Below are 25,365 nucleotides of genomic sequence, written 5' to 3' on the forward strand. Positions count from 1 at the left end.
GCTTTTCCCGCGCCGTCCCAAGTCGTGGCAGCCAACTGCGAGAATGTAGCGTGCAACAATTCGCGATCGTGGCCACCCACGCCATCTCCCAGCCGGACCTTGAGGCCGGTGCCGCCACGGCGCTGGTGCAGCTCGTCGACGCCCGGGGCGCCGCACTGCTGCCCCCCGTGCAGGTCTATGGCGACGGACTGGCACGGGTGGTCGCGGAACTCGAATCGCGCTCCCCGCGCTGGGTCTTCGACTCGGTGCACGCCTGGTACCCGGGGCTGCTGGCCGCCGGCGTCCAGGTCAACCGCGCCCACGACCTCACGCTGACCCGCAACATCCTGCGCAACGCCCCGCACGCGCTGCCGAGCGACTACCTGACCGCGCTGCGCCGGGAACCGGATCCCTCCACCGTGGCCCCGGCCCACCTGCTGCCGCCGGCGCGCGTCTCCGAAAACCAGGGCGAGCTCTTCTCCGAGCCCAAGGACGACTCCGGCGCCCTGGAGAACCTGCTCGCCGAGTTCCTGGCCCAGCGCGCCGCCGTGGCGGAGGACGAGCGCGGCAGGCGGCTGGGCCTGCTCATCGCCGCCGAGTCCGCGGGCGCGCTGATCGGCGCCGAAATGACCCATGCCGGGGTCCCCTGGGACGTGGCGGTGCACCACCGGCTGCTCGAGGAGGCCCTGGGGCCGCGCGTCCCGGCCGGGGTGCGCCCGCCGAACATGGAGCGGCTCGCGGTGCGGATCCGCGAGCTGCTCGGCGCCCCCGCCCTGAACCCGGATTCCCCGCAGGAACTGCTGCGCGCCATGAACCAGGCGGGCATCTCCGTGACCAACACCAGGGCCTGGGAACTGACAGAGCTCAAGCACCCGGTGATCGAACCGCTGCTGGCCTACAAGAAGATCGCGCGGCTGGCCAGCGCCAACGGCTACGCCTGGGTCGACCGCTGGGTCACAAACGGCCGCTTCCGGCCCGAGTACGTGGTCGGCGGGGTGGTGACCGGACGCTGGGCCTCGCACGGCGGCGGGGCGCTACAGATCCCGCACCAGGTCCGCTCGGCGGTGCGGGCGGACCCCGGCATGGCGCTGGTCGTCGCCGACGCCGCGCAGCTGGAGCCGCGCATCCTGGCGGCGCTCTCCCGGGACACCGCGCTGGCGTCCGCCGCCCGCGGCAAGGACCTGTACCGGGGCATTGCCGACGCCGGTTTCGGCGGGGACCGCGCCCACGCCAAGGTCGCGATGCTCGGGGCGATGTACGGGGCGACCACCGGCGAGTCCGGGCGGCTGATGCCCAAGCTGAAGGCCACCTACCCGCGCGCCGTGGGCCTGGTCGAGTGGGCAGCCCAGCAGGGCGAGGCCGGGGCGGACGTCTCGTCGTTCCTGGGCCGCGGCACTCCCCCCGCCTCCGAGGCCTGGCTGCGCGCGCAGAAACGCGCGGATTCGGAGGAATCGGCACGCGCCGCGCTCGCGGAGGCCCGCAGCCGGGGCCGCTTCACCCGGAACTTCATCGTCCAGTCGACGGCCGCCGAATGGGCGCTGTGCTGGATGGGCGAGCTGCGCCGCCGGCTGCGCGCCGGGGCCGCCGCGGGCACCGACCTGGGCTCGCTCGTCTTTTTCCTGCACGACGAGATCATGCTCCATGTGCCGGCCGAGCACGCCGAGACGGTCGTCGGGCTGGTCCACGAATCGGCCAAGGCCGCCGCGGACCTGCTCTTCGGTCCGATCCCCGTGGACTTCCCGGTCACCGCGGTCGTCGTGGAGTCCTACGAGCAGGCCAAGTAGCGGTTTCCCGGCGGCGCCGGGCCGGGGCTAGGAGGACTTGCCCCGGACGACCCCGACGGGCACCTCGCGGGTGCTGTCCCACGGCACGGTCCAGCCCAGGTCGTTGAACATCCGATCCAGCACGATGGCCGTGAAGCCCCAGATGAACCCGCCCTCCACGTCGAAGGCCGGGGCGCTGAAGCGGGAGCCGTCGCGCTCGACCACGGCGGTGACCCGGTTCGCCGGGTCCAGCAGGTCGGCCACCGGGGCGCGGAAGACCGTGGAGGACTCCGCGGGGTCGACGGCAAAGACGTCCGAGGGCGCGTGCCACCAACCCAGCACGGGGGTGACGATGAAGTTCGTGATCGGCAGCTCGGCCTCGGGCAGCGCCCCGAGGATTTCGACGCCGGAGGGGTCAAGCCCGGTTTCCTCCTCCGCCTCCCGCACGGCCGCGGCTATCGCGTCCGTGTCCTCGGGGTCGATCTTGCCGCCCGGGAACGCGACCTGGCCGGCGTGCTTGCGCAGGGTGTCCGCGCGGGTCACGAAGAGCACGTCCAGGTCCTCGTGCACGGACGGGACCTGGCTAGCCGCCGGCACGTCGTCAAGCCGTCCGAAGAGGATCAGCACGGCCGCGTGCCTCGCCCGCTCCGGGTCGATGTCCTTGAACACCCAGCTGTCGGGCATCTTGGTCGCATCCCCGGCCCCGGCATCCGCCGGGCCGGCCTTGCGCTCGATCAGCGCCAGAAGTTCTTCGCGTACGCTCATGCTTCCAATCCGTATCCCTGGGCCCGCAGCTCCCGGCGCGTGGCACCGGCGCGCATCTTCTCCAGCAGTTCACCGCGTCCCGGCGCCAGCTCGTACTTCAGCAGCTTGGCGGCCTTGGCCTCGTCGGTCTCGCCCTCCCCGTAGGAGGGGCAGAGCGTGGTCAGCGGGCAGGCCCCGCAGGCGGGCTTGCGTGCATGGCAGACCCGCCGACCGTGGAAGACCACCCGGTGGCTGAGCATCGTCCAGTCCTTCGGCTCGAAGAGCGCGCCGACCTCTTGCTCGATCTTCACCGGGTCGCTCTCCTCGGTCCAGCCGAAGCGGCGGGCCAGGCGCATGAAGTGGGTGTCGACGGTAATGCCGGGGACCCCGAACGCGTTGCCGAGCACCACGTTGGCGGTCTTGCGCCCCACGCCGGCCAGCGTCACCAGGTCCTCGAGCCTGCCGGGCACCAGCCCGTCGTACTCGTCGACGATCCGGGTGGACAGGGCCAGCAGCGAGTTCGCCTTGGCTCGGAAGAAACCGGTGGGGCGGATGAGTTCTTGGAGTTCCTCCGGCTGGGCCTGGCTCATCGCCAGCGCGTCCGGGTACCTGGCGAAGAGCGCCGGGGTGATCGCGTTGACCCGCACATCGGTGGTCTGCGCCGAGAGCACCGTGGCGACGAGCAGCTCGAACGCGTTGCCGAAGTCGAGTTCGGCGACCGCGTACGGGTAGGTTTCGGCGAGCACCCGGTTGATCTTCCGGGCCCGGCGCTTGAGGCCCAGGGTGCTCTCGTCACGCATCATCGGCTACTTTTCCGGGAATTGCAGGTTGTCCAGCTCGCGCAGCACGGCCGGGCGGTCACCGTCGAGGTTGACCAGGTAGTCCTGCCCGCGGTCCTCGAGGCAGAGGATCCAGACGCCGGGCTGCAGCGTGGTGATCCGCGCACCGCTCTTCGGGTCGAAGACGGGACGTGGCTGGTTCAGCGCGAACCAGAAGCTGCTGGATTCGGGCTCCTCGGCAGCCACGTCGGAGCGGGCTCCGAAGGGCTCGTCGTCCCGCGCCAATTGGCTGGCGGCGGCCGCCTTCATCTGTGCGGCGAGCTCGTCGCGGGAAAGTGCCGCGGTGGCCTGCGGGGCCGCCTGGGCGACCGGGTGTGCGGAGGTGGCGGGTTCGGCGTGGCTAGCCAGGGAAGCCGCCTGCGGGGCTTCCTCGCGCGCCAGGTCCGGTGCCGCCGCCGGGATCAGTCCGGTGGCTGCCGGGGCGGGCTCGGCTTCCGCACCCTGCTGCACCAGGCTGACCTCCGGGAAGTCGGACTCGGCCGGGTCGTTGGTCTCAGGCACTGCCACCTTGGAAGCGGCCGCCGGTTCGTTAGCGGCTTCATTTACGGCCCCGCTCACGGCCTTCTCAAACGCGGACGGTGCGGCTTCGCTCTTGGCTGCCGGCTCGGGCTTGGCTGCGGGCTCGTCGGAGGTCGCAGGGGTGTCCGCGGATTCGCCGGTTCCCGTGCTTTCCTGCTTCACGGCCGCGGCGGCAGGGGCCTCAACGGAGGATGCCCCGGGCACCTCGGCCTCGGATTCCGCGGCGACCGGCTCGTCGATGACGGACTTCGCGGGCGCTGCGGCGGTTGCTTGCGCCGCGGCCGCCGTTCCGGCCAGGGTGGCTGCTGCGGCGGCGCCGACGGTGACGCCTGCAGGCGCGGCGGCATTGACCGGCTGCGCGTCGGCGGACGATTCCGGAACCTGTGTGCCGGCGGTCTTGGGAACCACGGGCTTGGACGGTCCCGCCTTGGGGTCGCTGCTGGCGCCGAAGCCCTCGGAGTCGTCAGCGGTTGCGGCGGTTGCCGTCGCGGCGGCGGATGCGGCCTTCGATGCGCTCACGGCCACGGGGCGGACGTCGTTGCTGATCACGGCCTCGTCCCCGGGAACAAAATCCGGGCGGAACGCACCGAAGTAGCGGGCCAGCGTGGTGCCGCAAACCATGGCCAACGCACCAACGAAGCCCAGCAGGAAGGCAGGGGCCATCGTTGCAACGTAGGAATTGAAGAAGTACGCGGTGGAAATCAACGAAATGATCGACCCGAACTGGTCAAGGCTCAGCGACCCCACGCGCACCCTGGTGCGCTTGGTGAACCGGCGCCAGGCGAACGCAACGCCAACACCCAACGGCATGAGCAGGGTGACCAGCAAGTGGAACGGTAAGCCGGGAAAGATCCACATGTTCACTGAAAGCGCCTTGGTCCAGGAAATAGGAACCAGGGAGCCGACCAGCACCAGCGCCGCGCCGACGACAACCACCGTGTCGCGCAGCGTGAACGGCCCAACCACACTCTTCACCTTGGTCGTACCATTGCCGTCTTGTGTTCCCAAGTGCACCTGTTCCATCTGAGGACCCCGCTTCTGTTCATCGTTGCTGCCAGTCAACCACCCCGGCCACGGGCCATACATCAGAGTTGCACTATGTTTCGGCCGCCACCGAGTGGTCTTTCTACAGCCTATCCGCGCAGCCCACGTTCTTCCCCCGTTGGCCACCGCACCGGCGGAGGTGTCGGGAAAGCGACGGGGCCGCGGTCCTCCGGCCCGTGCACCGCCACGCCCCCAAACCCGGCAACCACTTGGCGCGCACCGCGACCGCTTGGCGCACAAACGGCACCCTCTGCTGTCATAATTGTGACGGGCCGCACCCGGCCCACGTGGGTGGCTGTAATCTGACTCACAAGCAAACCCCTGTTGTTGGAAGGACTCCTCCGGTGTCGGAAACCCATATCCCCACGCTCGATAACCTGTCTCACGAGACCCGCTCGTTCGCCCCAAGCGCAGAGTTCGTGGCGAATTCGATTGCCAAGCCGGAACAGTACGAGGCAGCCAAGGCCGACCGCCTGGGTTACTGGGCCGACCAGGCCCGCAACACCCTCACCTGGGACACCGACTTCACCGAAACCCTCGACTGGTCCGAGGCCCCCGTGGCCAAGTGGTTCGTCGGCGGCAAGGTCAACGCCGCATACAACGCGCTGGACCGCCACGTCGAGAACGGCCTGGGCGACCGCGTGGCCATCCACTTCGAGGGCGAGCCGGGCGACACCCGCAGCTACACCTACGCGCAGCTGACGGAGGCGGTCAAGCAGGCCGCCAACGCCTTCGAGTCCCTGGGCGTCGCCAAGGGCGACCGCGTGGCCGTCTACCTGCCGATGATCCCCGAGGCCGTCATCACCATGCTGGCCTGCGCCCGCATCGGTGCCATCCACTCGGTCGTCTTCGGCGGCTTCTCCGCCGACGCGCTGCGCTCACGCGTCGACGACGCCGAGGCCAAGCTCGTGGTCACCGCCGATGGCACCTGGCGCCGCGGCAAGCCCTCCTCCCTGAAGCCGGCCGTCGACGAGGCCCTGGCCACGGAGGGCCACACCGTGCAGAACGTGCTGGTGGTCAAGCGCAACGGCCAGGACGTCGCCTGGACCCCCCTGGACAAGTGGTGGCACGAGGTCGTCGAGACCGCGCCGGCCGAGCACACCGCCGTGGGCCACGACTCGGAGCACCCGCTCTTCGTGCTCTACACCTCCGGCACCACCGGCAAGCCCAAGGGCATCGTCCACACCACCGGCGGCTACCTGGTCCAGGCCGCCGCCACCCACCGCGACACCTTCGACCTGCACCCGGAGTCGGACGTGTTCTGGTGCACCGCGGACATCGGCTGGGTCACCGGCCACTCCTACGTCACCTACGCGCCGCTGGTCAACGGCGCCACCCAGGTCATGTACGAGGGCACCCCGGACTCCCCGCACCAGGGCCGCTGGTGGGAGATCGTCGAAAAGTACGGCGTCACCATCCTCTACACCGCACCGACCGCCATCCGCACGTTCATGAAGTGGGGCCGGAGCATCCCGGACTCCTACGACCTGTCCAGCCTGCGCGTGCTCGGCTCGGTGGGCGAACCCATCAACCCCGAGGCGTGGATGTGGTACCGCGACGTCATCGGCTCCAACAACGGCAAGAACGGCGAACACAAGGAACACCCGACCCCGATCGTGGACACCTGGTGGCAGACCGAGACCGGCGCGCACATGATCGCCCCGATCCCCGGCCTCACCGCCACCAAGCCGGGCTCGGCCCAGGTCGCGGTCCCCGGCATCACCGTCGACGTGGTCGACGAAATGGGCCACTCGGTGGCCAACGGCGAGGGCGGCTTCCTGGTCATCCGCGACCCGTGGCCGGCCATGCTGCGCGGCATCTGGGGCGACATGGACCGCTACAAGGACACCTACTGGTCCCGCTTCGAGAACATGTACTTCGCCGGCGACGGCGCCAAGAAGGACGAGGACGGCGACATCTGGCTGCTGGGACGCGTCGACGACGTCATGAACGTCTCCGGGCACCGCCTGTCCACCACGGAGATCGAGTCCTCGCTGGTCGCCCACCCGTGGGTCGCCGAGGCCGCCGTGGTCGGCGCCAAGGACGAGACCACCGGCGAGGCCGTGGTCGCGTTCGTGATCCTGCAGGTCGAACCGCCCGAAGGCGAGGACGTCGTCGCCACGCTGCGGGCCCATGTGGGCAAGGACATCGGCCCGATCGCCAAGCCGCGCCACATCCTGGTGGTCCCGGAACTGCCCAAAACCCGCTCGGGCAAGATCATGCGCCGCCTGCTCAAGGACGTCGCCGAGGGCCGCGAGGTTGGCGACGCCACCACGCTGGCCGACAACACCGTGATGACGCAGATCGCCGAATCCATGCGCAAGTAGTTTCACGACAAGGGCGGGGCCGGGGTGGGTTTTCCACCCCGGCCCCGCTTGCTCGTTTAACGCCCGTCATCAAGGCCGCGACGGGGCCGAAATCGGGGCCCGAGAAGCGATTGCTGGCTACAGTGGAACCATGAGCGAATCCAGCAACCGCAGAATCCTTGTCCTCAACGGGCCCAACCTGAACCTCCTGGGCACCCGGGAACCGGAGGTCTACGGCAGCGAGACGCTGGAAGACGTGCGCGTGCTCTGCGAGGACGCCGCCGCTGCCGCCGGATTCGACGTCGAATTCCTGCAGTCCAACCACGAGGGCGTGCTCATCGACGCCATCCACGCAGCGCGCGGCAACGTCGCGGGCATCGTCTTCAACCCCGGCGCCTACACCCACACCTCCATCGCTCTGGCCGATGCCATCGCCGGCGTGGAACTGCCCGTCATCGAGATCCACATCTCCAACGTGCACAAGCGCGAGGCCTTCCGCCACCACTCCTACATTTCGCCCGTTGCGGCCTCCATCATCGTGGGGGCCGGGGTCAACGGCTATGCCCTGGGCGTGCAGCAACTCATCCACATCGCCTCCAGGTAGCCGGGCCGCCGGCCCCCTGCGAGTGCGCCGGCCCCCTGTGAGGGCGCCGGCCCGCTGGGTAGAGTGTGGCCATGAGCACCGAGGACGACGTCCGCAGGCTATGCCTGGCACTTCCCGGCGTCACCGAAAGACTGAGCTGGCAACGCCCCGCCTGGTTCGCCACAACGCTCATGGCCCGTATCTGGGAGGACGGCGTGCTCACCGTGAAGAGCGGCGAGCGTGAAGCGCTCGCGGCCATGGAGCCCGACAGCTATTTCTGGACGCCGCACCATGAGCGTTCGCCGTTGCTGCTGCTGGTCAGGCTCGAGCGAGTGGATCCGTCGGAGCTGGAGGAGCTGTTGGTCGAGTCGCACCGGCTGGCCGGCGGCATACGCTGATTTGGCTCCGCCGTGGCCCAATGCCCTGCCGCGGGCCGGCAACCTTCATGCGGGGAAATGCCCCCTTGTGCCGCGGGGTGGTCCGGGGCGAAGCTGGACGCGGATGCGACATCGCAGACACCCATCGGATCCGGCGAAATGAGGCAGAAACGTGAGCACCCAGGCAACGGAATTCACGGTTTCCCTCTACCTTGACTACGCGCGCCGCTGGTTCCACGGCCACAGCCCGCTCTACGTCCAATGGGCAACGGGCGTGGCCAACGACCCGGACCTGCTGGCCCTGGTTGCGGAGTTGCCCGAACCCAAGCGCCAGCCAAACCTGGTCTTTGCCGCCGCCCGCTATCTGGGCAGCGGGGACGGGGATTTCGAGGACGTCAGGGACTTCATGCTCGCCCGCTGGCCGGAGGTTGCCGGCACCGTGCTCAGCCACCGGACCCAAACCAATGAGGCCGGCAGGTGCGCCACGCTGCTGCCGGTGCTTTCCATGATCGCGGCCCAGGAGCGGCGTCCGCTGGCACTCATCGAGGTCGGGCCCTCGGCGGGCCTGTGCCTGCTGCCGGACCTGTACTCGTATTCTTTCGACGGCGCCCCGCCGCTGGGGTCTGGTTCGCCGCTCCTTCACTGCCGTACCACCGGCAACCCGCCGCTGCCCACAGCGCTGCCGGACATTGCCTGGCGCGCCGGGGTGGACCTGAACCCCCTTGACGGCACCGACCCGGAAACCGTTGCCTGGTTGCGCTCGCTGGTGTGGCCCGGTCAAACAGAGCGGCTCAAGCAGCTCGATGAGGCGCTTGAAACACTCAGCGCGTTGAAATCCGGCGCCTACGGGTCCACCGCCGGGGCTCCGACCTTGATGACGGGCGACCTGAACGACCGCATCCGGGAATTGGTCGAGGCCGCGCCGGAGGGTTCCGTGCCCGTGGTTTTCCACTCGGCGGTCCTGATGTACCTCGACGAGGCCGACAGGAAGCGATTTGCCGCGACGGTTTCCGCCATGGACTGCCGCTGGATCTCGAACGAGATCTTCTTCGTGGACACCGCGGGCCGTTCCCACGAATCTGCCGACCAGAATTCCTTCACGCTTGCACTCGACGGCGTGCCGTTGGCCCGCACCGGCCAGCACGGCGCCGAGCTCCATTGGTTGGAGACCATCTTCGGCACGTAGGGCATGTCTCCCGATGCTGCCGGGCCTCTCACCGGGCACGGCAACATCGGCGAAGAATCGGAGGCTCTACCGGCTGCTTTCTTCATGAATTGGCGGGAAAATTGATCGTAGGCGGACAGGAAGGGCCGGTCTGACATGGATGACTTCATCGCCTATCTGGATACCTCCGAGGTCCAGGCTGGAAGGCTCGAGGAGCTCAAGGCGGCCACGATCGAGCTGGCCACGTTCGTGGAGTTGAATGAGCCCCGAGTCCTCGCCTACCGCGTCTATTTCTCGGCGGATGGTTCCATGATGAGCATCTTGCACTTTCATCCGGACGTAGCGTCATTGGAGTTCCATATGGAGGTAGCGGGACCCAAATTCCTACCCATTGCCCCGTACATCAAGCTGCGGTCGATCGAAGTGTTTGGCCGTCCGACCGACGAGCTCATGACACGGCTCCAAGCCAAGGCGAGGCTCCTGGGCGACGACGCAGCAGTTATTGTCCGCGACCTGCACGCTGGCTTCGACCGTCTGCCACCCGACTAGATCCTGGCGCATCTGTGCGGCCACCGGAAAGGGTTCGCCTCCCGATGACGCACCCGCCCTCGCCTACCGAGGCTGAGATGTTCTCCAAACCATCAGCATCTGGCCGATGCTTCGGGAGACACGACTTAACGCCGAGGCAGCTGTTAGTGGGACGAGCAGGCGCCCGTCGGCACCGGTTCGCGGAAGGTCTGGGCGTTGATGAAGGCCTTGTCGATTTCTTCCAGTGCCAGCGCGTAGCCGACCTGGGCGCCGCCCTTTGCCTTGGCGAAGATCATGCCGACGACACGACCCCTGGAATCAAGAAGCGGTCCGCCGGAATTCCCCTGCTCGACATCGCCTGCCAACTGGTAGATGCGCAGCGGCGCCGGCTCGGCACCGTAGATGTTTTGGATGGAAATGGTGCTCAGCGATTCGACGACGGCACCCATGGCCTTGAAGGATCCGCCTCCGGGGAATCCGAGGAACGCCGCTGTTGCACCGCGTCCCAGGTCTTCACCACGCTCGAGGGGTTTCACGTCCAAGCCGGGCACCGCCAAGATGGCGATGTCGGAGACGGAATCGAAGTACACAACGCGGGCGGAATGTACCTGGCCGTCCATGGTTGTCACCGACGGTTCGGTGATCCCTGCGACCACGTGGGCGTTTGTCATGACGCGGTCGGGTGCCACGGCAAAGCCGGAACCCGATTGGTTGACACCGCAGGCGTAGGCGGTACCGATGATCTTGACGACGGAACCGGCCGCGGCGTTGACCTCTGCACTCAGCGACGTCTCCCCCGGGACCTCAACCGCCACCTGGGGCGCGAATGGTTCCAGGAGTTCCGGGATGGTTTGTCCCATGACCGCGGACCGCGCGGTGGTGATGAGGTTGGTGACGGGCTGGGGGGTCAAGGTCTGGATGGTGCCGATGACCTTGGAGTCGGCAACCTGTTGGGATACCCACGGGATACCCATGGTTGCCGCCGAAAATGCGATGGCGGAAATGACCAATGCGGCCATCACAGTGTTGGCCACGCCGCCCAACATGCGGTCAAACGACTTCAATACCGGGAAGTTCAGCCATAAGCGGATTCTCGAGCCAATGGCTATTCCGATGCCCTGGCCGATCAAAATGAAGACCACGCCGGAAGCTACAACCCAAAAAATGCGCCATCCGGGGTTCGATACCCACGTGGAGACCAACGGGATTCCAAAGAACGCAGCCGTGCCGCCGGCCAGGAAACCAATAATGGCGCCAAGCGTGACAAAGAAGCCTTTACGCAGGCCAGAGGCCAAAAAACCGATCAAGGAAATGATGAGTATCAGGTCCAACCACGTCATTCCCCACATTGCGTCCGGACTCCCACCCTCAATACGTCCCGAATGCCTCAAACCCTTGGCATCCGGCAACTGCCTATCGTCCAGAGTTTAGCCGGGACGGCTGACAGTTCCCCGCGATTCTAACCACATTTAGGCCTAAAATGCGTGTGGAAGCTGTCACATGGGCAAACAGTACGGCACAATTAGATGAGCGCTAACGACAGTTGACAGGAGATTTTATGGACATCGAGGTACTGCGCCGAGCACCACTCTTCGCATCATTGGGCGACGAGGTGTTCTCTGCATTGACTGAAGAACTAACTGAAGTGGATCTGTCCCGTGGTGCTTCGGTATTCCGCGAGGGAGATCAGGGCGACCAGCTCTACTTCATCGTTTCGGGCAAGATCAAGCTGGGTCGCACTTCTTCCGATGGTCGTGAAAACCTGATTGCGGTACTCGGCCCGGGCGAGTTGTTCGGCGAGATGGCACTGTTCGATCCGAGCCCACGCAACGCAACCGCAACGGCAGTCTCCGAGACTCGCCTCGCCGGCCTGCGTCACGAAAACCTGCGCAAGGTCATCATGACCAGCCCGGAGGTTTCGGTTCAGTTGCTTCAGGCCCTTGCCTCACGCCTGCGCCGCACCAACGAGTCGCTTGCCGACTTGGTCTTCTCGGATGTTCCGGGCCGCGTTGCCAAGGCCCTGCTGGATCTGGCCGACCGTTTCGGCCGTCCGGCAACCGATGGAATCCTGGTTGCCCACGAGCTGACCCAGGAAGAATTGGCACAGTTGGTTGGTGCTTCGCGCGAAACCGTGAACAAGGCCTTGGCCGAGTTCGTGCAGCGTGGATGGCTGCGTCTCGAGGCACGCGCCGTCGTGATCTTGGACATCCAGCGTTTGCGCCAGCGCTCACGCTAAGTCCCACAGCAGAATAATGTGGCGGTGTTTCCCGGTTTCCGGGAAACACCGCCACATTGCTTTAAAAGCCATTTGGATGCCGGGGAGCGGCGTCTAGCGTCCTCGCCCGCCTCCGCCGCCTTCGGCTGCGGTGGTGGTGGTGACATCCAAGAAGAAGTCGTCGCCGACCTGCACCAGGTCGGGGTGGTAGCTCTTGAGCTCCCGGCGCACCGAAAGATACGCGACGGTTCCCCGTGTGGAAGCGATCTTTTCCAGGATGACCTCGACGGCCGGCGTGGTGATCATGCTCAGCGGCAGCCCGACGGTGTCCGGCGCCCCTGCGGTGTCTCCGAGGCTGGTGGTGTTTCGGGAGGCAAGAACGTCCGCAGCAACCATCCATGCAGCCCAGCCGCCCTTGTCTTGCAGCAACGACGGTTCCTGGCGCACCGGCAATGCAGCGGCGAAGTAGCGGGTGTCGAACCTGCGCAAGGCAAAATTCGGGGAGATCCAGTGCGAGAGCGGACGCAGAAGGTCTGTACGCAGGCCCAGTCCGCGCTTGGTCAACACGCTGACAAAGGACTTGTCCTGGCCCGCGACGGCCTCCCGGATTTGCATCCAGTCCTCGCTGACGCAGTTCTCGACCACCGACAACTCATCGGTTCCGGCGAGCAGCACGCCCGTTTCCTCGAAGAGCTCACGGATCGCGCAGACAATGTGGGCCCGCACCAGCCGCTGGTCGAGGATTCCCAGGCGTTTGGACCATTCCGAAAGGCTGGGTCCGTACCAAGGGATTTCATCTTCGTCACTGGCTTCAAGGCTTCCGCCCGGAAACGCGACACTCCCGAGCGGAGATCCACCCTTGCGATATCCCAGATAGGTTTCCACGCCGTTCGGGGAGTCACGGATCAACACCACGGACGAGGCCCTGCGGGTGGCGCGCGGGGTGCGGCTGCCGTAGGAAACCCAGTTTTCGGCCGCGTCGTACTGCGTAGGCGGCAGCGGAAAGAGCCTACGCAAGAGCCCCGTGGACGGGACCTGGGATTTCACCACAGGTACGCCGTTCACGGGGCCACTCGGATCATGCGGATTATTCAAACTCTGCAATCAGTTCAACTTCAACCGGTGCGTCCAACGGCAGGGCGGCAACGCCCACTGCCGAACGGGCATGCACGCCCTTGTCGCCCAGAACGGCGCCGAGGAATTCGGAGGCTCCGTTGATGACAACCGGCTGGCCGGTGAAGGAAGGATCGGACGAAACGAAGCCCACAACCTTGACGATGCGGGTGATGCGGTCGAGATCGCCAATAACGGCCTTGATCGCGGCCAATGCGTTCAGCGCACAGACCTGGGCCTGGCCCGCTGCGACCTCGGCGGAAACGGCTGCGCCGACTTTGCCGGTGGCTGTGAGTTCGCCGTTAATAAACGGCAGCTGGCCGGAGGTGTAAACCAGGTTTCCGGTGACCATGGACGGCACGTAGGCGGCAACGGGTGCGGCGACGGCAGGAAGCTCGAAGCCGAGCTCGGCCAGGCGTGCCTCTACTGCGGAAGTTGTCTGTTCTTGCATGGGTTTTTTCTCGTTTCTGTGCTTAGGCCTTGGGGCGCTTCAGGTAAGCGACCGGGGCATTTCCATTTGGTCCGGGGACAACGGTAACAAGCTCCCAACCGTCTTCTCCCCACTGGTCCAGGATCTGCTTCGTGGCGTGAATAATTAGCGGCAAAGTGGCGTACTCCCATTTGGTCATAACGGATACGTTAGCGCGTCCTTGTAAACTAGTGGGTATGGCAGCTAAAAAGTCTCCTTTTTTTGATACAGCTACCACCCTCGGCAAGATCGTTGCCTTCTTCGGGGTGAGCGCATTATGTGGCGTACTTGCGGCAGGACTCATGGTTCCTGTCGCTTCCTTTGCCGGCAGCGGCGCCAAGGCAGGGTCCGAGATTTTCGATGCCCTGCCCGCGAGCTTCAAAGAGGAGCCGATCGCAGAACCATCGAAGATCCTTGCCAAAGATGGTTCGGTCATCGCGACGTTCTACTCGGAGAATCGCCAGCCGGTGAAGCTGGACGACATTTCTCCGGTCATGCGCAAGGCGATCGTCGCGATCGAGGATGAGCGCTTCTACGAGCACAACGGAATCGACGTGCGCGGCATCGCCCGCGCCGCGGTGAACAACTTCACCAGCTCCTCGCAGCAGGGTGCCTCGACGCTGACCCAGCAGTACGTGAACAACCTGCTGATCAACTCCGACTCCATCAACGGCGTGGATCGCTCCGAGATGACGATCTCCGGCACCAAGAACATCGCCGACAAGGCCCGCGAAGCCAAGCTCGCCATTTCCATCGAAAAGGAAATGTCCAAGGACGAGATCCTCGAGGGCTACCTGAACCTCGTGCTGTTCTCCGGACGCAACTACGGCATCCAGGCAGCCGCCCAGCGCTTCTACTCCGTGGACGCCAAGGACCTGAACCTGCAGCAGTCTGCCATGCTCGCCGGCATGGTTCAGCTTCCCAACGGCTACAACCCGGAGAAGTACCCCGAGCGCAGCATCAAGCGCCGCAACACCGTGCTGGCTGCCATGCTGCGCACCGGTGCCATCGACCAGAAGGCCTACGACAAGGCAGTCAAGTCCGGTCTGGGCCTGAAGCCAAGCGAAACCAAGTCCGGCTGCATCGCGGCCGAATCGGCCAACTACTTCTGTGACTACGTCACCAAGCTGATCACCACTGACGACACCTACGGCAAGACGAAGAAGGACCGCGAGAACTTGCTCTACCGCGGCGGCCTGACCATCAAGACGACCCTTGACCCGGCCCTGCAGAAGTCCGCCGAAAAGCAGACCAAGAACATGATCCCGGCCAAGGACAAGTCCAACATCGGCGCCGCGATCGTCACCGTCGAGCCCGGCACGGGCAACATCCTGGCCATGGGACAGAACAAGAAGTACTCCCCCGAAAAGGGACGCCAGTTCACCGAGTACAACTTCGCCGTTGAATCGTCGAAGGGCGGCGCCGGCGGTTTCCAGGGCGGCTCCACGATGAAGCCCTACACCACGTTGGCATGGCTCCAATCCGGCCGCGGCATGTATGAAACGATCAACGCACCGCGCGACAAAAACTACCCGGCGTCATTCCGTTGGAAGGCGTCGTGCCTTCCCGGCGGATCCACCACCGCATACGGGGGCTGGACGCCAGGCAACGCTGTTGACGGTTGGGCCTCGTCGGGCACGGTTGACTACGGTCTGTTCAATTCGGTCAACTCCTTCACGGTGTCCGAAGCCTCGCAGCTTGACCTCTGCGATATCTCGGAGAACACCGAGAAACTGGGCCTGATCGACTACGGCAATTTCACCGACTTGGAGACCGGCAAGAAGACCACCACGCCGCAGCCGATCTCCCCGGTCAACCCGTCCTTCATCATCGGTTCGGCCCAAATCACCCCGCTGGCACAGGCCACCGCATTCGCGGCTTTCGCCAACAACGGCGAGTTCTGCGAAAACCGTGCACTGACCTCTGTCACCGATTCCAGCGGCAACAAGTACAAGGTCAAGCCGGTCACCTGCAGCCAGGAACTCGAGCCACAGGTTGTGGCCGATTTGAACGGCACGCTGAAAAAGATCGCCAGCCAAAAGGTTGCCAAGGGCACCATTGGCTACCCGATCGCTGGCAAGACCGGTACCAACAACGGCGCCACCTCGACCTGGTTTGTTGGTTACACCACCGGCATGTCCACCGCGGCCTGGGTTGGTCGCTGGGACAAGGATCGAAACCTAGAGACCCCGGGCGCCGTGGTCAATGGCGTCGCTCGCCGGTGGGTCGACTCGGGCACCTGGGCCGCACCGATGTGGACCAACTACATGCACGAAGTTGGACGCCTGTACCCGGCCGGTTCGCTCGGCAAGGCAACCCCGGCCCCGGCCCCGAAGCCCGAGCCGAAGAAGGCGGAGTCGAACTCCAACGACGACTCCTCGAACGACAACTCGTCGAATGGCGATTCCTCGAACGATGAAGCGCCAGCGGCCGACAACAAGTCGAAGGAAAAGCCGGCCAAGGAAAAGCCGGCCAAGGAAAATCAGACGGAAAACGATGACTAATCACATGGCGAACACCCATCGCCTGGCCTCAGCGGTCTCACGCACTGTGCGTGGGGCCGCTTTGGCCGTTGGTGCGGCAGCCGCCGGTGCGGGCGTCCTCATCGGCTACGGCATGAGCGAGACCACCCGTTTCGGAGTCCGCGAGGAGACGCTGCCGCTGTTGGCTCCGGGCGCTGCACCGATCAGGATCCTGCACCTGTCGGACATCCACATGGTGCCCAACCAGGAACTCAAGCGCCGCTGGCTCCATTCGCTGGCCGACTTGAATCCGGACCTGGTCATCAACACGGGTGACAACCTGGGCCACAGCGAGGGCTTGGATTCCCTGCTTGATGCCCTGGGCCCGCTGATGGCTTTCCCCGGGGCATTCGTTCCGGGTTCGAATTGCTATTTTGCCCCGCGCCCGAAGAACCCCCTGCGCTACCTGCGCAAGCGGACCGATGCCCCTCGCAACTCCCCCAAGTACCAGTTGCCGTGGCAGGCGATGCACAGTGCCTTCGGTGCCGCCGGGTGGGTCAACATGACCAACCGCAGCCACTCGATGGCCTTGAACGGAACGCGGCTGGATTTCACGGGTGTCGACGACCCGCACCTTGAACTGGACCGATTCGCCGGTTGGCCGGCTGGTTCTTCCACCTCCAACCAAGCGCCGCACCTTCGCATTGCGCTCGCCCATGCACCGTACCAACGCACGCTGGACAAGTTCACTGCGGCCGGTGCCGACCTGATTTTCGCCGGCCACACCCACGGCGGACAGGTCTGCATCCCGGGTTACGGCGCCCTGGTCACCAATTGCGACCTGCCGACCTGGCGCGCCAGCGGCCTGACCTACTGGGAACACATGGGACGTAGCACGCCGATGAACATCTCGGCGGGCATCGGAACCTCGCGCTTCACTCCCATCCGCATTGCGTGCCCGCCCGAGGCCATTTTGTTCACGCTGACGGCCAGGGCGTAACCGGTCAGCTTCCGATTGAAGATTCCCAACCGATCACTGTAACGTATTCACAGGTCAGTGACGCGTACGGTGGAATGGGGTCGGAAAAGTGGCAGTACCACAAGGGCATGCACCGCAGTCGGGGGTGCCCACGCTGCGCCAGACGTTCGCCCGGTTGGCGCCCTTCGTCAAACCGATCCTGCCCCGGCTGAGCCTCGGGTTCCTCTGCGCCCTGGGCGCGGGAATCATCGCGCTGACCATTCCGCAGGTCCTTGCTTGGCTTGTCAACAACGTGTTGCACCCGGCCGGCGAGGGCGGCAACGTGTGGCTGGCCGTGGCGTTGGTCGGCGGGCTGGGCGTCCTCGAAGCGGTGCTGGTGTTCCTGCGCCGCCAGTTTGTCATCACCCCCGCGGCACGCCTCGAGACCCAGCTGCGCGTGCGCTTCTACGAGCACCTGCAGCAGCTGCCCGTGGCGTTCCACGACCGCTGGGGATCGGGCCAGCTGCTCTCGCGCTCCATGTCCGACCTCAACCTGCTGCGGCGCTGGCTTGCCTTCGGCGCGTTGATGCTCGTGGTGGCCACCGTCACCGTCACCACCGGCGTGATCCTCATGTTTTCCAGCAGCTGGGTCCTCGGAACCATCTACCTGGCCGGTGCGATCCCCATTGCCATCAGGGCCTTCCACTTCCGCAACAGGTTCCGTGCCGCCAGCCGGCTCAGCCAGGACCAGGCCGGAGACCTTGCCACGGCCGTCGAGGAATCCGTGCACGGCATCCGCGTGATCAAGGCCTTCGGCCGCGGCAAACACATGTACGACGGTTTCCAGGACCGCGCCAAACAGCTGCGCGACACCGAAATCGTCAAGGCCAAGACACTCGGCAACTTCCTGTTCCTTGTCGTTTCCATCCCCGAAATCACCCTGGCCGCGGGGCTGGTCGCAGGGCTCTGGCTCACCGCCGAGGGACAGCTCAGCGTCGGCGCGCTCGTTGCGTACTTCGCCACGGCCGCGGTGCTGGCCGGGCCCGTCGAGGGCATGGGCATGCTCCTTGGCATGACCCTGACGACCAAGACGGCCCTGGACCGCCACTTCGAGGTCATGGACACGCCAAACACCATCGCCTCCCCCGCGAATCCGCTGACCCCCGACAACCCTCGCGGCCACCTTGAACTGCGCCAGGTCCAATTCCGCTTCCCCGACGCCACGGACGAGAGCACGCCCATCCTGCAAAAGATCGACCTCGATGTCGAACCCGGGGAAACCATGGCGCTGGTGGGCATGACGGGCACCGGAAAATCCACGCTCCTGCATCTGGTCCCGCGCCTCTACGAGGCGACCGGCGGCTCGGTGCTCATCGACGGGATCGACGTGCGCCAGTGGGACCTCACCGCGCTGCGCCGCGAGGTCGCCGTCGCGTTCGAGGACACCATCCTCTTCTCGTCCTCGATCCGCGACAACGTCCTGCTCGGCGCACCGGCCATGCCGGCCGAGGAGACGGAGGTGCTGCTCAACGAGGCCCTCGACACCGCCCAGGCGGGATTCGCCCGCGCGCTGCCCGAGGGCTTGGACACCGTCATCGGCGAGGAAGGTCTCTCGCTTTCCGGCGGGCAGCGCCAGCGCATCGCCCTGGCCCGCGCCATCGCCGCGAAGCCCCGGGTCCTGATCCTCGATGACCCGCTCTCGGCACTGGACGTGCGCACCGAGGAAGCGGTGACCGAGCGCCTGCGCCGCACCCTCGCCGGAACCACCACGCTCATCGTGGCCCACCGGCCATCCACTGTGGCCCTGGCTGACCGCGTGGCACTGCTGCGCGACGGCGTCATCGACGACGTGGGAACCCACTCCGAACTGCTCGGTCGCAACGACCACTACCGGTTCGTGATCGCCAGCCTCGAGGAAGAAACCGCCGACAACCTGGACCAGGAAGCGTAAGGGTCATGAGCCAAAACACGGGTGTGTCCAACGAAGACGCCATCACCCTTTCCAAGTCCGAGCGGGCGCGCGTCCGCGCCAGGTCGTGGCGGCTGCTGGCCTTGCTGGCCGGCAAGCAGAAGCCGATGCTCGCGCTGACCGTCTTGCTGGTCATCGTGTCCAACGCGGCCAGCGCCTCCTTCCCGCTGATCATCGCCTGGGCCATCGACTGGGGCCTGCCGCAGGTCAAGAACGGAAACCTCGCCGCCCTGGGAATCACCGGCGGCGTCTACCTGCTCAGCGCAATCCTGGCCGGCAGCCTGCTCGGCTGGTACGTGGTGTGCACCGCCCGGATCTCCCAGGCGATGCTCCTTGACCTGCGCCTGCGCGTGTTCAGGCACACCCAGCGGCTGAGCCTGGAATTCCACGAAAGCTACACCTCGGGCCGCATCATTTCCCGGCAGACCTCCGACCTCGAGACCCTGCGCGAGCTGCTGGACCAGGGCATCTCCGAGCTCGTCTCCTCCAGCGTGTTCGTGATCTTCACGCTGGTCTCCATCTTCGTGTTGGACTGGCGCAGCGGCCTGGTGGTCGTTGCCGCAATGGTTCCGATCAGCCTGCTCTTCCGCTGGTACCAGCGCCGCTCGGAAACCGTCTACCGCGAATCCCGGGTCGTCTCGGCCAGGCTCATCGGCACCTTCGTGGAAACCATGACCGGCATCCGCGCCGTCAAGGCCTTCCGCAAGGAAGCCTCGAACGACCAGAACTACGCGAACGTCGCCGGCGAGTACCGCGACAACTCGATCCGCTCCATCAACCTGTTTGGCGTGCTGCAGCCGGGTCTGGTGCTCATCGGCGGGCTCAGCATGGCCGCGGTGCTGGCCTGGGGCGGCTTCCGCGTCATCGACGGCACGCTGGCCGTCGGTGTGCTGGTCGCCCTCCTGCTGGCCACCAAGCGCGTCTTCCAGCCGGTCGAGAACATCGCCATGTTCTACTCCTCCCTGCAGGCCGCAACGGCGGCGCTGGAAAAGGTCTCCGGGCTGCTCGAGGAGGAGCCGACCGTCGTCGAACCCTCCAAGCCCCGGCCGCTGGGCAGGGTCACCGGCCACCTGGAGTTCAAGGACGCTGTCTTCGGCTACGGCGACGGCCCCGTCGTCATGGACAGGTTCGACCTGGACATCCCGGCCGGGCAGACCGTTGCGGTGGTGGGCCAGACCGGCGCCGGCAAGTCGACGCTTGCCAAGCTGATCGCCAGGTTCTACGACCTGCGCTCCGGCTCGCTGACGCTGGACGGGGTCCGAATCGACCAGATCGCCAACGACGACCTGCGCCGCCACGTGGTCATGGTGACCCAGGAATCCTTCCTGTTCTCCGGAACCGTGGCCGAGAACATCGCGCTGGGCAAGCCGGGCGCAAGCCACGAGGAGATCGTCCTGGCAGCCCGCGCCGTCGGTGCCCACGAGTTCATCAACGCGCTGCCCGACGGGTACGAGACGGACGTCAACAAGCGTGGCGGCCGCGTCTCGGCCGGCCAGCGCCAGCTGATTTCCTTCGCGCGCGCCTTCCTGGCGGACCCTGCCGTGCTGATCCTCGACGAGGCCACCAGCTCGCTGGACATCCCGAGCGAACGCGCGGTCCAGCGTGGCCTGCAGACGCTGCTGGGAAACCGCACCGCGCTGATCATCGCGCACCGCCTGTCCACGGTCCAGATCGCCGACCGGGTGCTGGTGGTCCACGACGGCAATGTCGTGGAGGACGGCTCTCCCGCCGACCTGATCAGCGGGGACGGCCGGTTCGCGGCCCTGCACAAGGCCTGGCGCGACTCGATGGTCTAGCCCCGGCCGCATTGCATCCCGGCAAGTATCCATAAACCGATTGGTGGTCCATGAAACGAGCAGGAATCCCCGCGTTGGTGTTGCTGGGCGCGGCACTTGCGTTGGGCGGCTGTTCCGCCCACTCTGCCGCGTCAAGCCTCAGCTCCCTCGAGCGGCAGGCCACCGATGATGACCGGCTGCCGGACGGGCTCGGCCGCGCGTGGACGCCGGAGGAACTGGACCAGGCGAGTGTTCGATTGCTGGCGACCACTTCCGGGAACAGGATCTTCGCCGGTTATGCGAAGGACAAATCAGAGGTCTGCGCCGTCTACCTCCCGGCCCGCCCGGACCAAGGCTGGTTCGGGGGCTGCAGTGCCCTGGACGACCCGGACCCCCAGCTCCTGTACATGTCGGGCATCGGATACAACCAGTCGATGATTGTGGTCAGGGACAATGCGGATACCCGGGACCTCGAATCCACGGGATGGACCAAGGTCGGCGAAAATACCTTGGTTCCCGCGTCCTGACCGCGGCTGGCACCAACACCATACAGCCACACACGACGAGGGGCCCCGGGATCGCATTGAAAATGCGGTCCCGGGGCCCCTTGCGTGCAAGCTTCTAGGCGCTGAAGGTCAGGCCCGTCAGGCGCTCGTACGCCTCGATGTAGCGTTCGCGGGTGCGCTCGACGACCTCCGCGGGCAGTGCCGGCGGCTCCTCGCCCGAGTTCTTGTCCCAGCCCGATTCGGCGCTGGTCAGCCAGTCGCGCACGTACTGCTTGTCGAATGACGGTTGGGCCTGGCCCGGCGCGTAGGTTTCGGCATCCCAGAAACGCGAGGAGTCCGGGGTCAGCACCTCGTCGCCCAGGGTGATCTGGCCGTTGGCCGGATCGATGCCGAACTCGACCTTCGTGTCGGCCAGGATGATGCCGCGGGTGCGCGCGATCTCCTCGGCGCGGGTGTACAGGGCCAGCGTGGCGTCGCGAAGGTCGGCGGCCTGCTGGCCGCCGATGCGTGCCGCGGTTTCCTCGAACGTGATGTTCTCGTCGTGCTCGCCGACCTCGGCCTTGGCCGACGGGGTGAAGATCGCCGGCTCCAGCTTGGAACCGTCGACCATGCCTGGCTGCAGCGGCAGCGCGCACACGGTCTGGCTGACCTCGTACTCGGCCAGGCCGGAACCGGTCAGGTAACCGCGGGCGATGCACTCGATCGGGAACATGTCCAGCTTCTTGCAGACCATGGCCCGGCCGGCGACGGCCTCGGGGACGTCGGTTGAAATCACGTGGTTGGGGATTTCGGCCAGCTGGTCGAACCACCAGAGGCTCAGCTGCGTGAGCACCTTGCCCTTGTCCGGGATCTCGGAGGTGAGCACGTAGTCGAAGGCACTGATGCGGTCGGAAGCGACAACCAGCACGCGGTCGGTCTCCGCGAAGGAGGACCCGGCCGGAACGTAGAGGTCGCGAACCTTGCCCGAATAGAAGTGCGTCCAGCCCGGGAGATCCAGGGTTTCGGTTTGCAGGCCTGACATTTAGTTTGTTCCTTCCGAGACACTGATCTGGCCGTTGGCGGCCTTCAGTGCGATGTCGGTGCGGTGCTGGGCACCGTCCCAAGAGATGGCGCCGACGCCGGCGTAGGCCTTGTCGCGTGCGGCATGCAGGTCCGCACCCAGGCCGACAACTGCCAGCACGCGGCCGCCGGAGACGATCACGTCACCGGACTCGTTGCTGGTGGTGCCCGCGTGCAGCACCGAGACGTCCTCGATGGCCTCGGCGTCGGCCAGGCCGCTGATGACGGCACCCTTGACCGGGGCGTCGGGGTAGTTGGCCGCGGCCATGACCACGCCGACGGCTGTCTCGGGGCGCCAGCGCAGCTGCTCGGCGTCGTCGAGCTCGCCCTTGGCCGCTGCCAGCAGCAGGCCGCCGAGCGGGGTCTTCAGTCGCGCAAGCACGGCCTGGGTTTCCGGGTCGCCGAAGCGTGCGTTGAACTCGATGACGCGGATGCCGCGCGAGGTGATGGCAAGTCCGCAGTAGAGCACGCCGGTGAAGGGGGTGCCGCGGGATTCCATGTCGCGCAGCGTCGGGTAGGCGACGCGCTCCATGACCTCGTCGACGAAGCCGGCAGGCAGCCACGGCAGCGGCGAGTAGGCGCCCATGCCGCCGGTGTTCGGTCCCTCGTCGTTGTCGAAGATGCGCTTGAAGTCCTGGGCCGGTGCCAGCGGGACGGCGTGGGTGCCGTCGCAGATGACGAAGAGGGAGACCTCGGGGCCGTCGAGGAACTCCTCGATGACGACGGTTCCACCTGCCTCGAAGCAGGTCTCCGCGTGGGCCAGGGCCTCGGCGCGGTCGGAGGTAACCACGACGCCCTTGCCCGCGGCAAGCCCGTCGTCCTTGACCACGTAGGGGGCACCGAAGGTGTCGAGCGCATCGGCTGCTTCCTCGGTGTTGGTGGCGACCTTTGCCATTGCCGTGGGAACGCCGGCCTCTGCCATGACGTTCTTGGCGAAGGCCTTGGAGGCCTCAAGCTGGGCAGCCGCCCTGGTGGGGCCAAAGACCGGGATCTCCGCCGCGATCAACGCGTCGGACACACCCGCAGCCAGTGGTGCTTCGGGGCCGACCACGACCAGATCCGAACCCAGTTCCCGGGCCAGTGCCACCACTGCCGCGGGGTCCTGGGCGTCGATCTCATGGGTCGAGACATCGCGCGAAATGCCGGCATTACCCGGTGCGCAATGCAGGTCGGTGACGTAGGGGTCCGCAGCCAGTGCGCGGATCAGTGCATGTTCGCGGCCGCCGGGGCCAATAACCAGTACCTTCACGAGGCTTAAGCCTACCGGTTCCGGCGGCGCAGTGGCTTCCCGAAGTCTTTGGTCCGACGCATTGGGCGCAACGGCAAACTTTTCCCGCCCCGGCATATGCTCGTTGGCATGAGTGAGGAAACACTGTGGGAAAAGCAGTCGCGCACCAACCCGAGTCAGGCGCAGGACTACATCGAGCGCTTCGCGCAGCTGCGTGCGGAGGGCGCCGACCTGCACGGCGAGGCCAGGTTCGTCGATGCGCTGTTGCCGCGCGGGGCCCGCGTCCTTGACGCCGGCTGCGGCACCGGACGCGTCGGCGGCGAGCTTGCGGCACGCTCCCACGTGGTCACGGGCGTCGACCTGGACGAAGAGCTGCTGGCCCAGGCGCGCAGGGATTACCCGGGCTCCCGCTGGGAACTCGGCGATCTCGCGACGCTCGGGCTGCGCGATGCCGACGGCACCCCGGAGCTGTTCGACGTGGTCGTCGCCGCGGGCAACGTGCTGGCGTTCGTGGCCCCCGGGAGCACCGGCGCGGTGCTGCGCTCGCTCGCGGAGCACCTTGCAACTGACGGACGGCTGGTGGTCGGGTTCTCGCTGCGCAAGGGCTATGCGCTGAGAGATTTCGAGGCGGATGCCGCTGCCGCCGGGCTCGCCTTCACGGCCCGCTTTGCGGGGTGGGACATGCATCTTTTCGACGCGGACTCGGACTTCATCGTTGCGCTGTTACACAGGGCCCGACCCGTAAACTGATCAAATGCCCGAAACCTTACTTTCTTCCCAGGCCGTGGACCTCGTCGTTGTCGAACGCAACGGATTCATCGAATCGCGCCACCGCGGTGCCGCGGTGGTCGTCGATGCCGCCGGGGACATCGTTTCCTCGCTCGGGGATCCTCAGGGGCTGATTTACCCGCGTTCGTCGCTCAAGCCGTTCCAGGCCCTGGCGTCGATGCAGAGCGGCGTCCCGTTGCGCGGCGCCGAGGTGGCATTGGCCTGCGCCAGCCACATCGGCAGCGCCGAGCACATGGAGCTGGCCAAGGTCATGCTCCACAAGGCGGGCCTGACGGAAGAAGACCTGGGTTGCCCCACCGCGTGGCCGGCGCACGAGGGCACCCGGATCGACATGGTGCTCGACGGCGAGGGCAAGTCGAAGGTCGCGTTCAACTGCTCGGGCAAGCACGCCGCCTTCCTGTGGGCCTGCACCGAGAACGGCTGGGACACCAAGACCTACCTCTCCCCCGACCACCCGGTGCAGCAGCGGGTCGTCGAGGTCGTCGAGCAGTACTCCGGGGAAAAGATCTCCCACCTGGGCATCGACGGCTGCGGCGCACCCGTTCCGGCGATTTCCCTGGCCGGGCTGGCACGCGCGGCCTCGAAGCTTGCCCAGGCGCCCGGCGACAAGCACTCGGAGGCCCGGGCGGCAACGATCGCCACGGCGATGCTCGACTACCCGTGGGCCGTGCAGGGCCACGGCCTGCCCAACACCGTGGTGATGGAAGAGCTGGGCGTCCTCGCGAAGCTGGGTGCCGAGGGCGTGCTGGTGCTCGCGGCCCCCAACGGCACCGCGGTCGCGGTGAAGATGCTCGACGGCTCCGGGCGCGGCAGCGACATGCTGGGGCTGACCATGCTGGCACAGGCCGGGGCCATCACCGCCGAACAGCTGGCCGCCATCCTCCCCAAGATCTCCCGCCCGATCCTCGGCGGGGCCGAGCCGGTGGGATCGGTGCGCCTGGCCGACGGCGTCATGGGATTGCTGGGCTAGTCTCC

Annotated in this window: 22 protein-coding genes; 14 read left to right on the forward strand and 8 right to left on the reverse strand. The window is 66.4% G+C overall.

The genetic code is table 11. The features are described 5' to 3' along the window. Nucleotides 1–50: 50 nt before the first annotated feature. Nucleotides 51–1,763, forward strand: coding sequence for a bifunctional 3'-5' exonuclease/DNA polymerase (locus ACFY5D_RS07290; protein ID WP_387527032.1), 1,713 nt, complete (start codon nt 51–53; stop codon nt 1,761–1,763). 27 nt (nt 1,764–1,790) lie between these two features. Here ACFY5D_RS07290 and ACFY5D_RS07295 read toward each other — a convergent pair whose 3' ends face one another. From ACFY5D_RS07295 to ACFY5D_RS07305, 3 genes are read right to left on the reverse strand one after another with little or no spacing between them, the layout of a single operon-like run. Further along, complete coding sequence (locus tag ACFY5D_RS07295; protein ID WP_387527035.1) at nt 1,791–2,507, reverse strand: NUDIX hydrolase; 717 nt, start codon at nt 2,505–2,507, stop codon at nt 1,791–1,793. Further along, nucleotides 2,504–3,289, reverse strand: a complete 786-nt coding sequence (gene nth / locus ACFY5D_RS07300; RefSeq protein WP_387527037.1) for an endonuclease III — start codon at nt 3,287–3,289, stop codon at nt 2,504–2,506. Before nth ends, ACFY5D_RS07295 begins: the two co-directional genes overlap by 4 nt. A gap of 3 nt (nt 3,290–3,292) precedes the next feature. After that, nucleotides 3,293–4,819: a hypothetical protein gene (locus ACFY5D_RS07305; protein WP_387527040.1), complete on the reverse strand. Its 1,527-nt coding sequence runs from the start codon at nt 4,817–4,819 to the stop codon at nt 3,293–3,295. A gap of 413 nt (nt 4,820–5,232) precedes the next feature. On the opposite strand from ACFY5D_RS07305, the gene acs reads away from it, so the two are divergent. From acs to ACFY5D_RS07330, 5 genes are all read left to right on the forward strand, one after another. Continuing rightward, nucleotides 5,233–7,215 carry an acetate--CoA ligase gene (gene acs, locus ACFY5D_RS07310; protein WP_387527042.1) on the forward strand — a complete coding sequence of 661 codons (1,983 nt, stop codon included), beginning with the start codon at nt 5,233–5,235 and terminating at the stop codon, nt 7,213–7,215. Between the two features lie 130 nt (nt 7,216–7,345). After that, on the forward strand, nt 7,346–7,798 hold the full coding sequence (gene aroQ, locus ACFY5D_RS07315) for a type II 3-dehydroquinate dehydratase (RefSeq protein ID WP_387527045.1): 453 nt from the start codon (nt 7,346–7,348) through the stop codon (nt 7,796–7,798). A gap of 71 nt (nt 7,799–7,869) precedes the next feature. Then, nucleotides 7,870–8,175: an MmcQ/YjbR family DNA-binding protein gene (locus tag ACFY5D_RS07320; protein ID WP_387527047.1), complete on the forward strand. Its 306-nt coding sequence runs from the start codon at nt 7,870–7,872 to the stop codon at nt 8,173–8,175. A gap of 151 nt (nt 8,176–8,326) precedes the next feature. Further along, complete coding sequence (locus tag ACFY5D_RS07325; protein WP_387527049.1) at nt 8,327–9,340, forward strand: DUF2332 domain-containing protein; 1,014 nt, start codon at nt 8,327–8,329, stop codon at nt 9,338–9,340. Between the two features lie 135 nt (nt 9,341–9,475). Continuing rightward, nucleotides 9,476–9,868 carry a hypothetical protein gene (locus ACFY5D_RS07330; RefSeq protein WP_387527051.1) on the forward strand — a complete coding sequence of 131 codons (393 nt, stop codon included), beginning with the start codon at nt 9,476–9,478 and terminating at the stop codon, nt 9,866–9,868. Between the two features lie 143 nt (nt 9,869–10,011). On the opposite strand, the gene ACFY5D_RS07335 is transcribed toward ACFY5D_RS07330, so the two are convergent. Further along, nucleotides 10,012–11,187 (reverse strand): MarP family serine protease, encoded by a 1,176-nt coding sequence (locus ACFY5D_RS07335; protein ID WP_387527054.1) that lies wholly within the window; start codon nt 11,185–11,187, stop codon nt 10,012–10,014. A 218-nt stretch (nt 11,188–11,405) separates the two neighbouring features. Between ACFY5D_RS07335 and ACFY5D_RS07340 the strand changes: the two genes are divergently transcribed. After that, nucleotides 11,406–12,083 carry a Crp/Fnr family transcriptional regulator gene (locus ACFY5D_RS07340; RefSeq protein ID WP_209999193.1) on the forward strand — a complete coding sequence of 226 codons (678 nt, stop codon included), beginning with the start codon at nt 11,406–11,408 and terminating at the stop codon, nt 12,081–12,083. A gap of 93 nt (nt 12,084–12,176) precedes the next feature. On the opposite strand, the gene ACFY5D_RS07345 is transcribed toward ACFY5D_RS07340, so the two are convergent. Together ACFY5D_RS07345 and ACFY5D_RS07350 are read right to left on the reverse strand one after the other, a co-directional pair. Further along, entirely contained in the window at nt 12,177–13,127 is a 951-nt protein-coding gene (locus tag ACFY5D_RS07345) for an NUDIX hydrolase (RefSeq protein WP_387527057.1), read from the reverse strand. A gap of 22 nt (nt 13,128–13,149) precedes the next feature. Beyond that, nucleotides 13,150–13,626: a RidA family protein gene (locus tag ACFY5D_RS07350; protein WP_387527059.1), complete on the reverse strand. Its 477-nt coding sequence runs from the start codon at nt 13,624–13,626 to the stop codon at nt 13,150–13,152. Nucleotides 13,627–13,910: 284 nt separating this feature from the next. On the opposite strand from ACFY5D_RS07350, the gene ACFY5D_RS07355 reads away from it, so the two are divergent. From ACFY5D_RS07355 to ACFY5D_RS07375, 5 genes are all read left to right on the forward strand, one after another. After that, a complete protein-coding gene (locus ACFY5D_RS07355) occupies nt 13,911–16,148 on the forward strand; it encodes a transglycosylase domain-containing protein (protein ID WP_387527062.1) in 2,238 nt (745 codons plus the stop codon). 4 nt (nt 16,149–16,152) lie between these two features. Then, on the forward strand, nt 16,153–17,106 hold the full coding sequence (locus tag ACFY5D_RS07360; protein ID WP_387527064.1) for a metallophosphoesterase: 954 nt from the start codon (nt 16,153–16,155) through the stop codon (nt 17,104–17,106). A gap of 124 nt (nt 17,107–17,230) precedes the next feature. Continuing rightward, complete coding sequence (locus tag ACFY5D_RS07365; protein ID WP_387527622.1) at nt 17,231–19,015, forward strand: ABC transporter ATP-binding protein; 1,785 nt, start codon at nt 17,231–17,233, stop codon at nt 19,013–19,015. Nucleotides 19,016–19,020: 5 nt separating this feature from the next. Continuing rightward, on the forward strand, nt 19,021–20,829 hold the full coding sequence (locus tag ACFY5D_RS07370; RefSeq protein ID WP_387527067.1) for an ABC transporter ATP-binding protein: 1,809 nt from the start codon (nt 19,021–19,023) through the stop codon (nt 20,827–20,829). A gap of 50 nt (nt 20,830–20,879) precedes the next feature. Then, nucleotides 20,880–21,335, forward strand: a complete 456-nt coding sequence (locus tag ACFY5D_RS07375; protein WP_387527070.1) for a hypothetical protein — start codon at nt 20,880–20,882, stop codon at nt 21,333–21,335. Between the two features lie 94 nt (nt 21,336–21,429). On the opposite strand, the gene ACFY5D_RS07380 is transcribed toward ACFY5D_RS07375, so the two are convergent. Continuing rightward, entirely contained in the window at nt 21,430–22,335 is a 906-nt protein-coding gene (locus ACFY5D_RS07380; protein ID WP_387527073.1) for a phosphoribosylaminoimidazolesuccinocarboxamide synthase, read from the reverse strand. Further along, nucleotides 22,336–23,622, reverse strand: coding sequence for a phosphoribosylamine--glycine ligase (purD, locus tag ACFY5D_RS07385; RefSeq protein ID WP_387527076.1), 1,287 nt, complete (start codon nt 23,620–23,622; stop codon nt 22,336–22,338). It abuts the gene before it with no gap. Between the two features lie 108 nt (nt 23,623–23,730). Between purD and ACFY5D_RS07390 the strand changes: the two genes are divergently transcribed. Next, entirely contained in the window at nt 23,731–24,351 is a 621-nt protein-coding gene (locus ACFY5D_RS07390) for a class I SAM-dependent methyltransferase (RefSeq protein ID WP_387527079.1), read from the forward strand. Between the two features lie 4 nt (nt 24,352–24,355). Next, a complete protein-coding gene (locus ACFY5D_RS07395) occupies nt 24,356–25,360 on the forward strand; it encodes an asparaginase (RefSeq protein WP_387527081.1) in 1,005 nt (334 codons plus the stop codon). The last annotated feature ends 5 nt before the right edge of the window (nt 25,361–25,365 follow it).

Source organism: Paeniglutamicibacter sp. NPDC012692 (assembly GCF_042901625.1).
GTDB lineage: Bacteria > Actinomycetota > Actinomycetes > Actinomycetales > Micrococcaceae > Paeniglutamicibacter.

Excerpts from the sequence above, each read along its gene's own strand:
- ACFY5D_RS07295 (WP_387527035.1), bottom strand. The coding sequence starts at position 2,507 with ATGAGCGTACGCGAAGAACTTCTGGCGCTGATCGAGCGCAAGGCCGGC.
- nth (WP_387527037.1), bottom strand. The coding sequence starts at position 3,289 with ATGATGCGTGACGAGAGCACCCTGGGCCTCAAGCGCCGGGCCCGGAAG.
- aroQ (WP_387527045.1), top strand. The coding sequence starts at position 7,346 with ATGAGCGAATCCAGCAACCGCAGAATCCTTGTCCTCAACGGGCCCAAC.
- ACFY5D_RS07320 (WP_387527047.1), top strand. The coding sequence starts at position 7,870 with ATGAGCACCGAGGACGACGTCCGCAGGCTATGCCTGGCACTTCCCGGC.
- ACFY5D_RS07330 (WP_387527051.1), top strand. The coding sequence starts at position 9,476 with ATGGATGACTTCATCGCCTATCTGGATACCTCCGAGGTCCAGGCTGGA.
- ACFY5D_RS07335 (WP_387527054.1), bottom strand. The coding sequence starts at position 11,187 with ATGACGTGGTTGGACCTGATACTCATCATTTCCTTGATCGGTTTTTTG.
- ACFY5D_RS07340 (WP_209999193.1), top strand. The coding sequence starts at position 11,406 with ATGGACATCGAGGTACTGCGCCGAGCACCACTCTTCGCATCATTGGGC.
- ACFY5D_RS07350 (WP_387527059.1), bottom strand. The coding sequence starts at position 13,626 with ATGCAAGAACAGACAACTTCCGCAGTAGAGGCACGCCTGGCCGAGCTC.
- ACFY5D_RS07360 (WP_387527064.1), top strand. The coding sequence starts at position 16,153 with ATGGCGAACACCCATCGCCTGGCCTCAGCGGTCTCACGCACTGTGCGT.
- ACFY5D_RS07370 (WP_387527067.1), top strand. The coding sequence starts at position 19,021 with ATGAGCCAAAACACGGGTGTGTCCAACGAAGACGCCATCACCCTTTCC.
- ACFY5D_RS07375 (WP_387527070.1), top strand. The coding sequence starts at position 20,880 with ATGAAACGAGCAGGAATCCCCGCGTTGGTGTTGCTGGGCGCGGCACTT.
- ACFY5D_RS07380 (WP_387527073.1), bottom strand. The coding sequence starts at position 22,335 with ATGTCAGGCCTGCAAACCGAAACCCTGGATCTCCCGGGCTGGACGCAC.
- ACFY5D_RS07390 (WP_387527079.1), top strand. The coding sequence starts at position 23,731 with ATGAGTGAGGAAACACTGTGGGAAAAGCAGTCGCGCACCAACCCGAGT.
- ACFY5D_RS07395 (WP_387527081.1), top strand. The coding sequence starts at position 24,356 with ATGCCCGAAACCTTACTTTCTTCCCAGGCCGTGGACCTCGTCGTTGTC.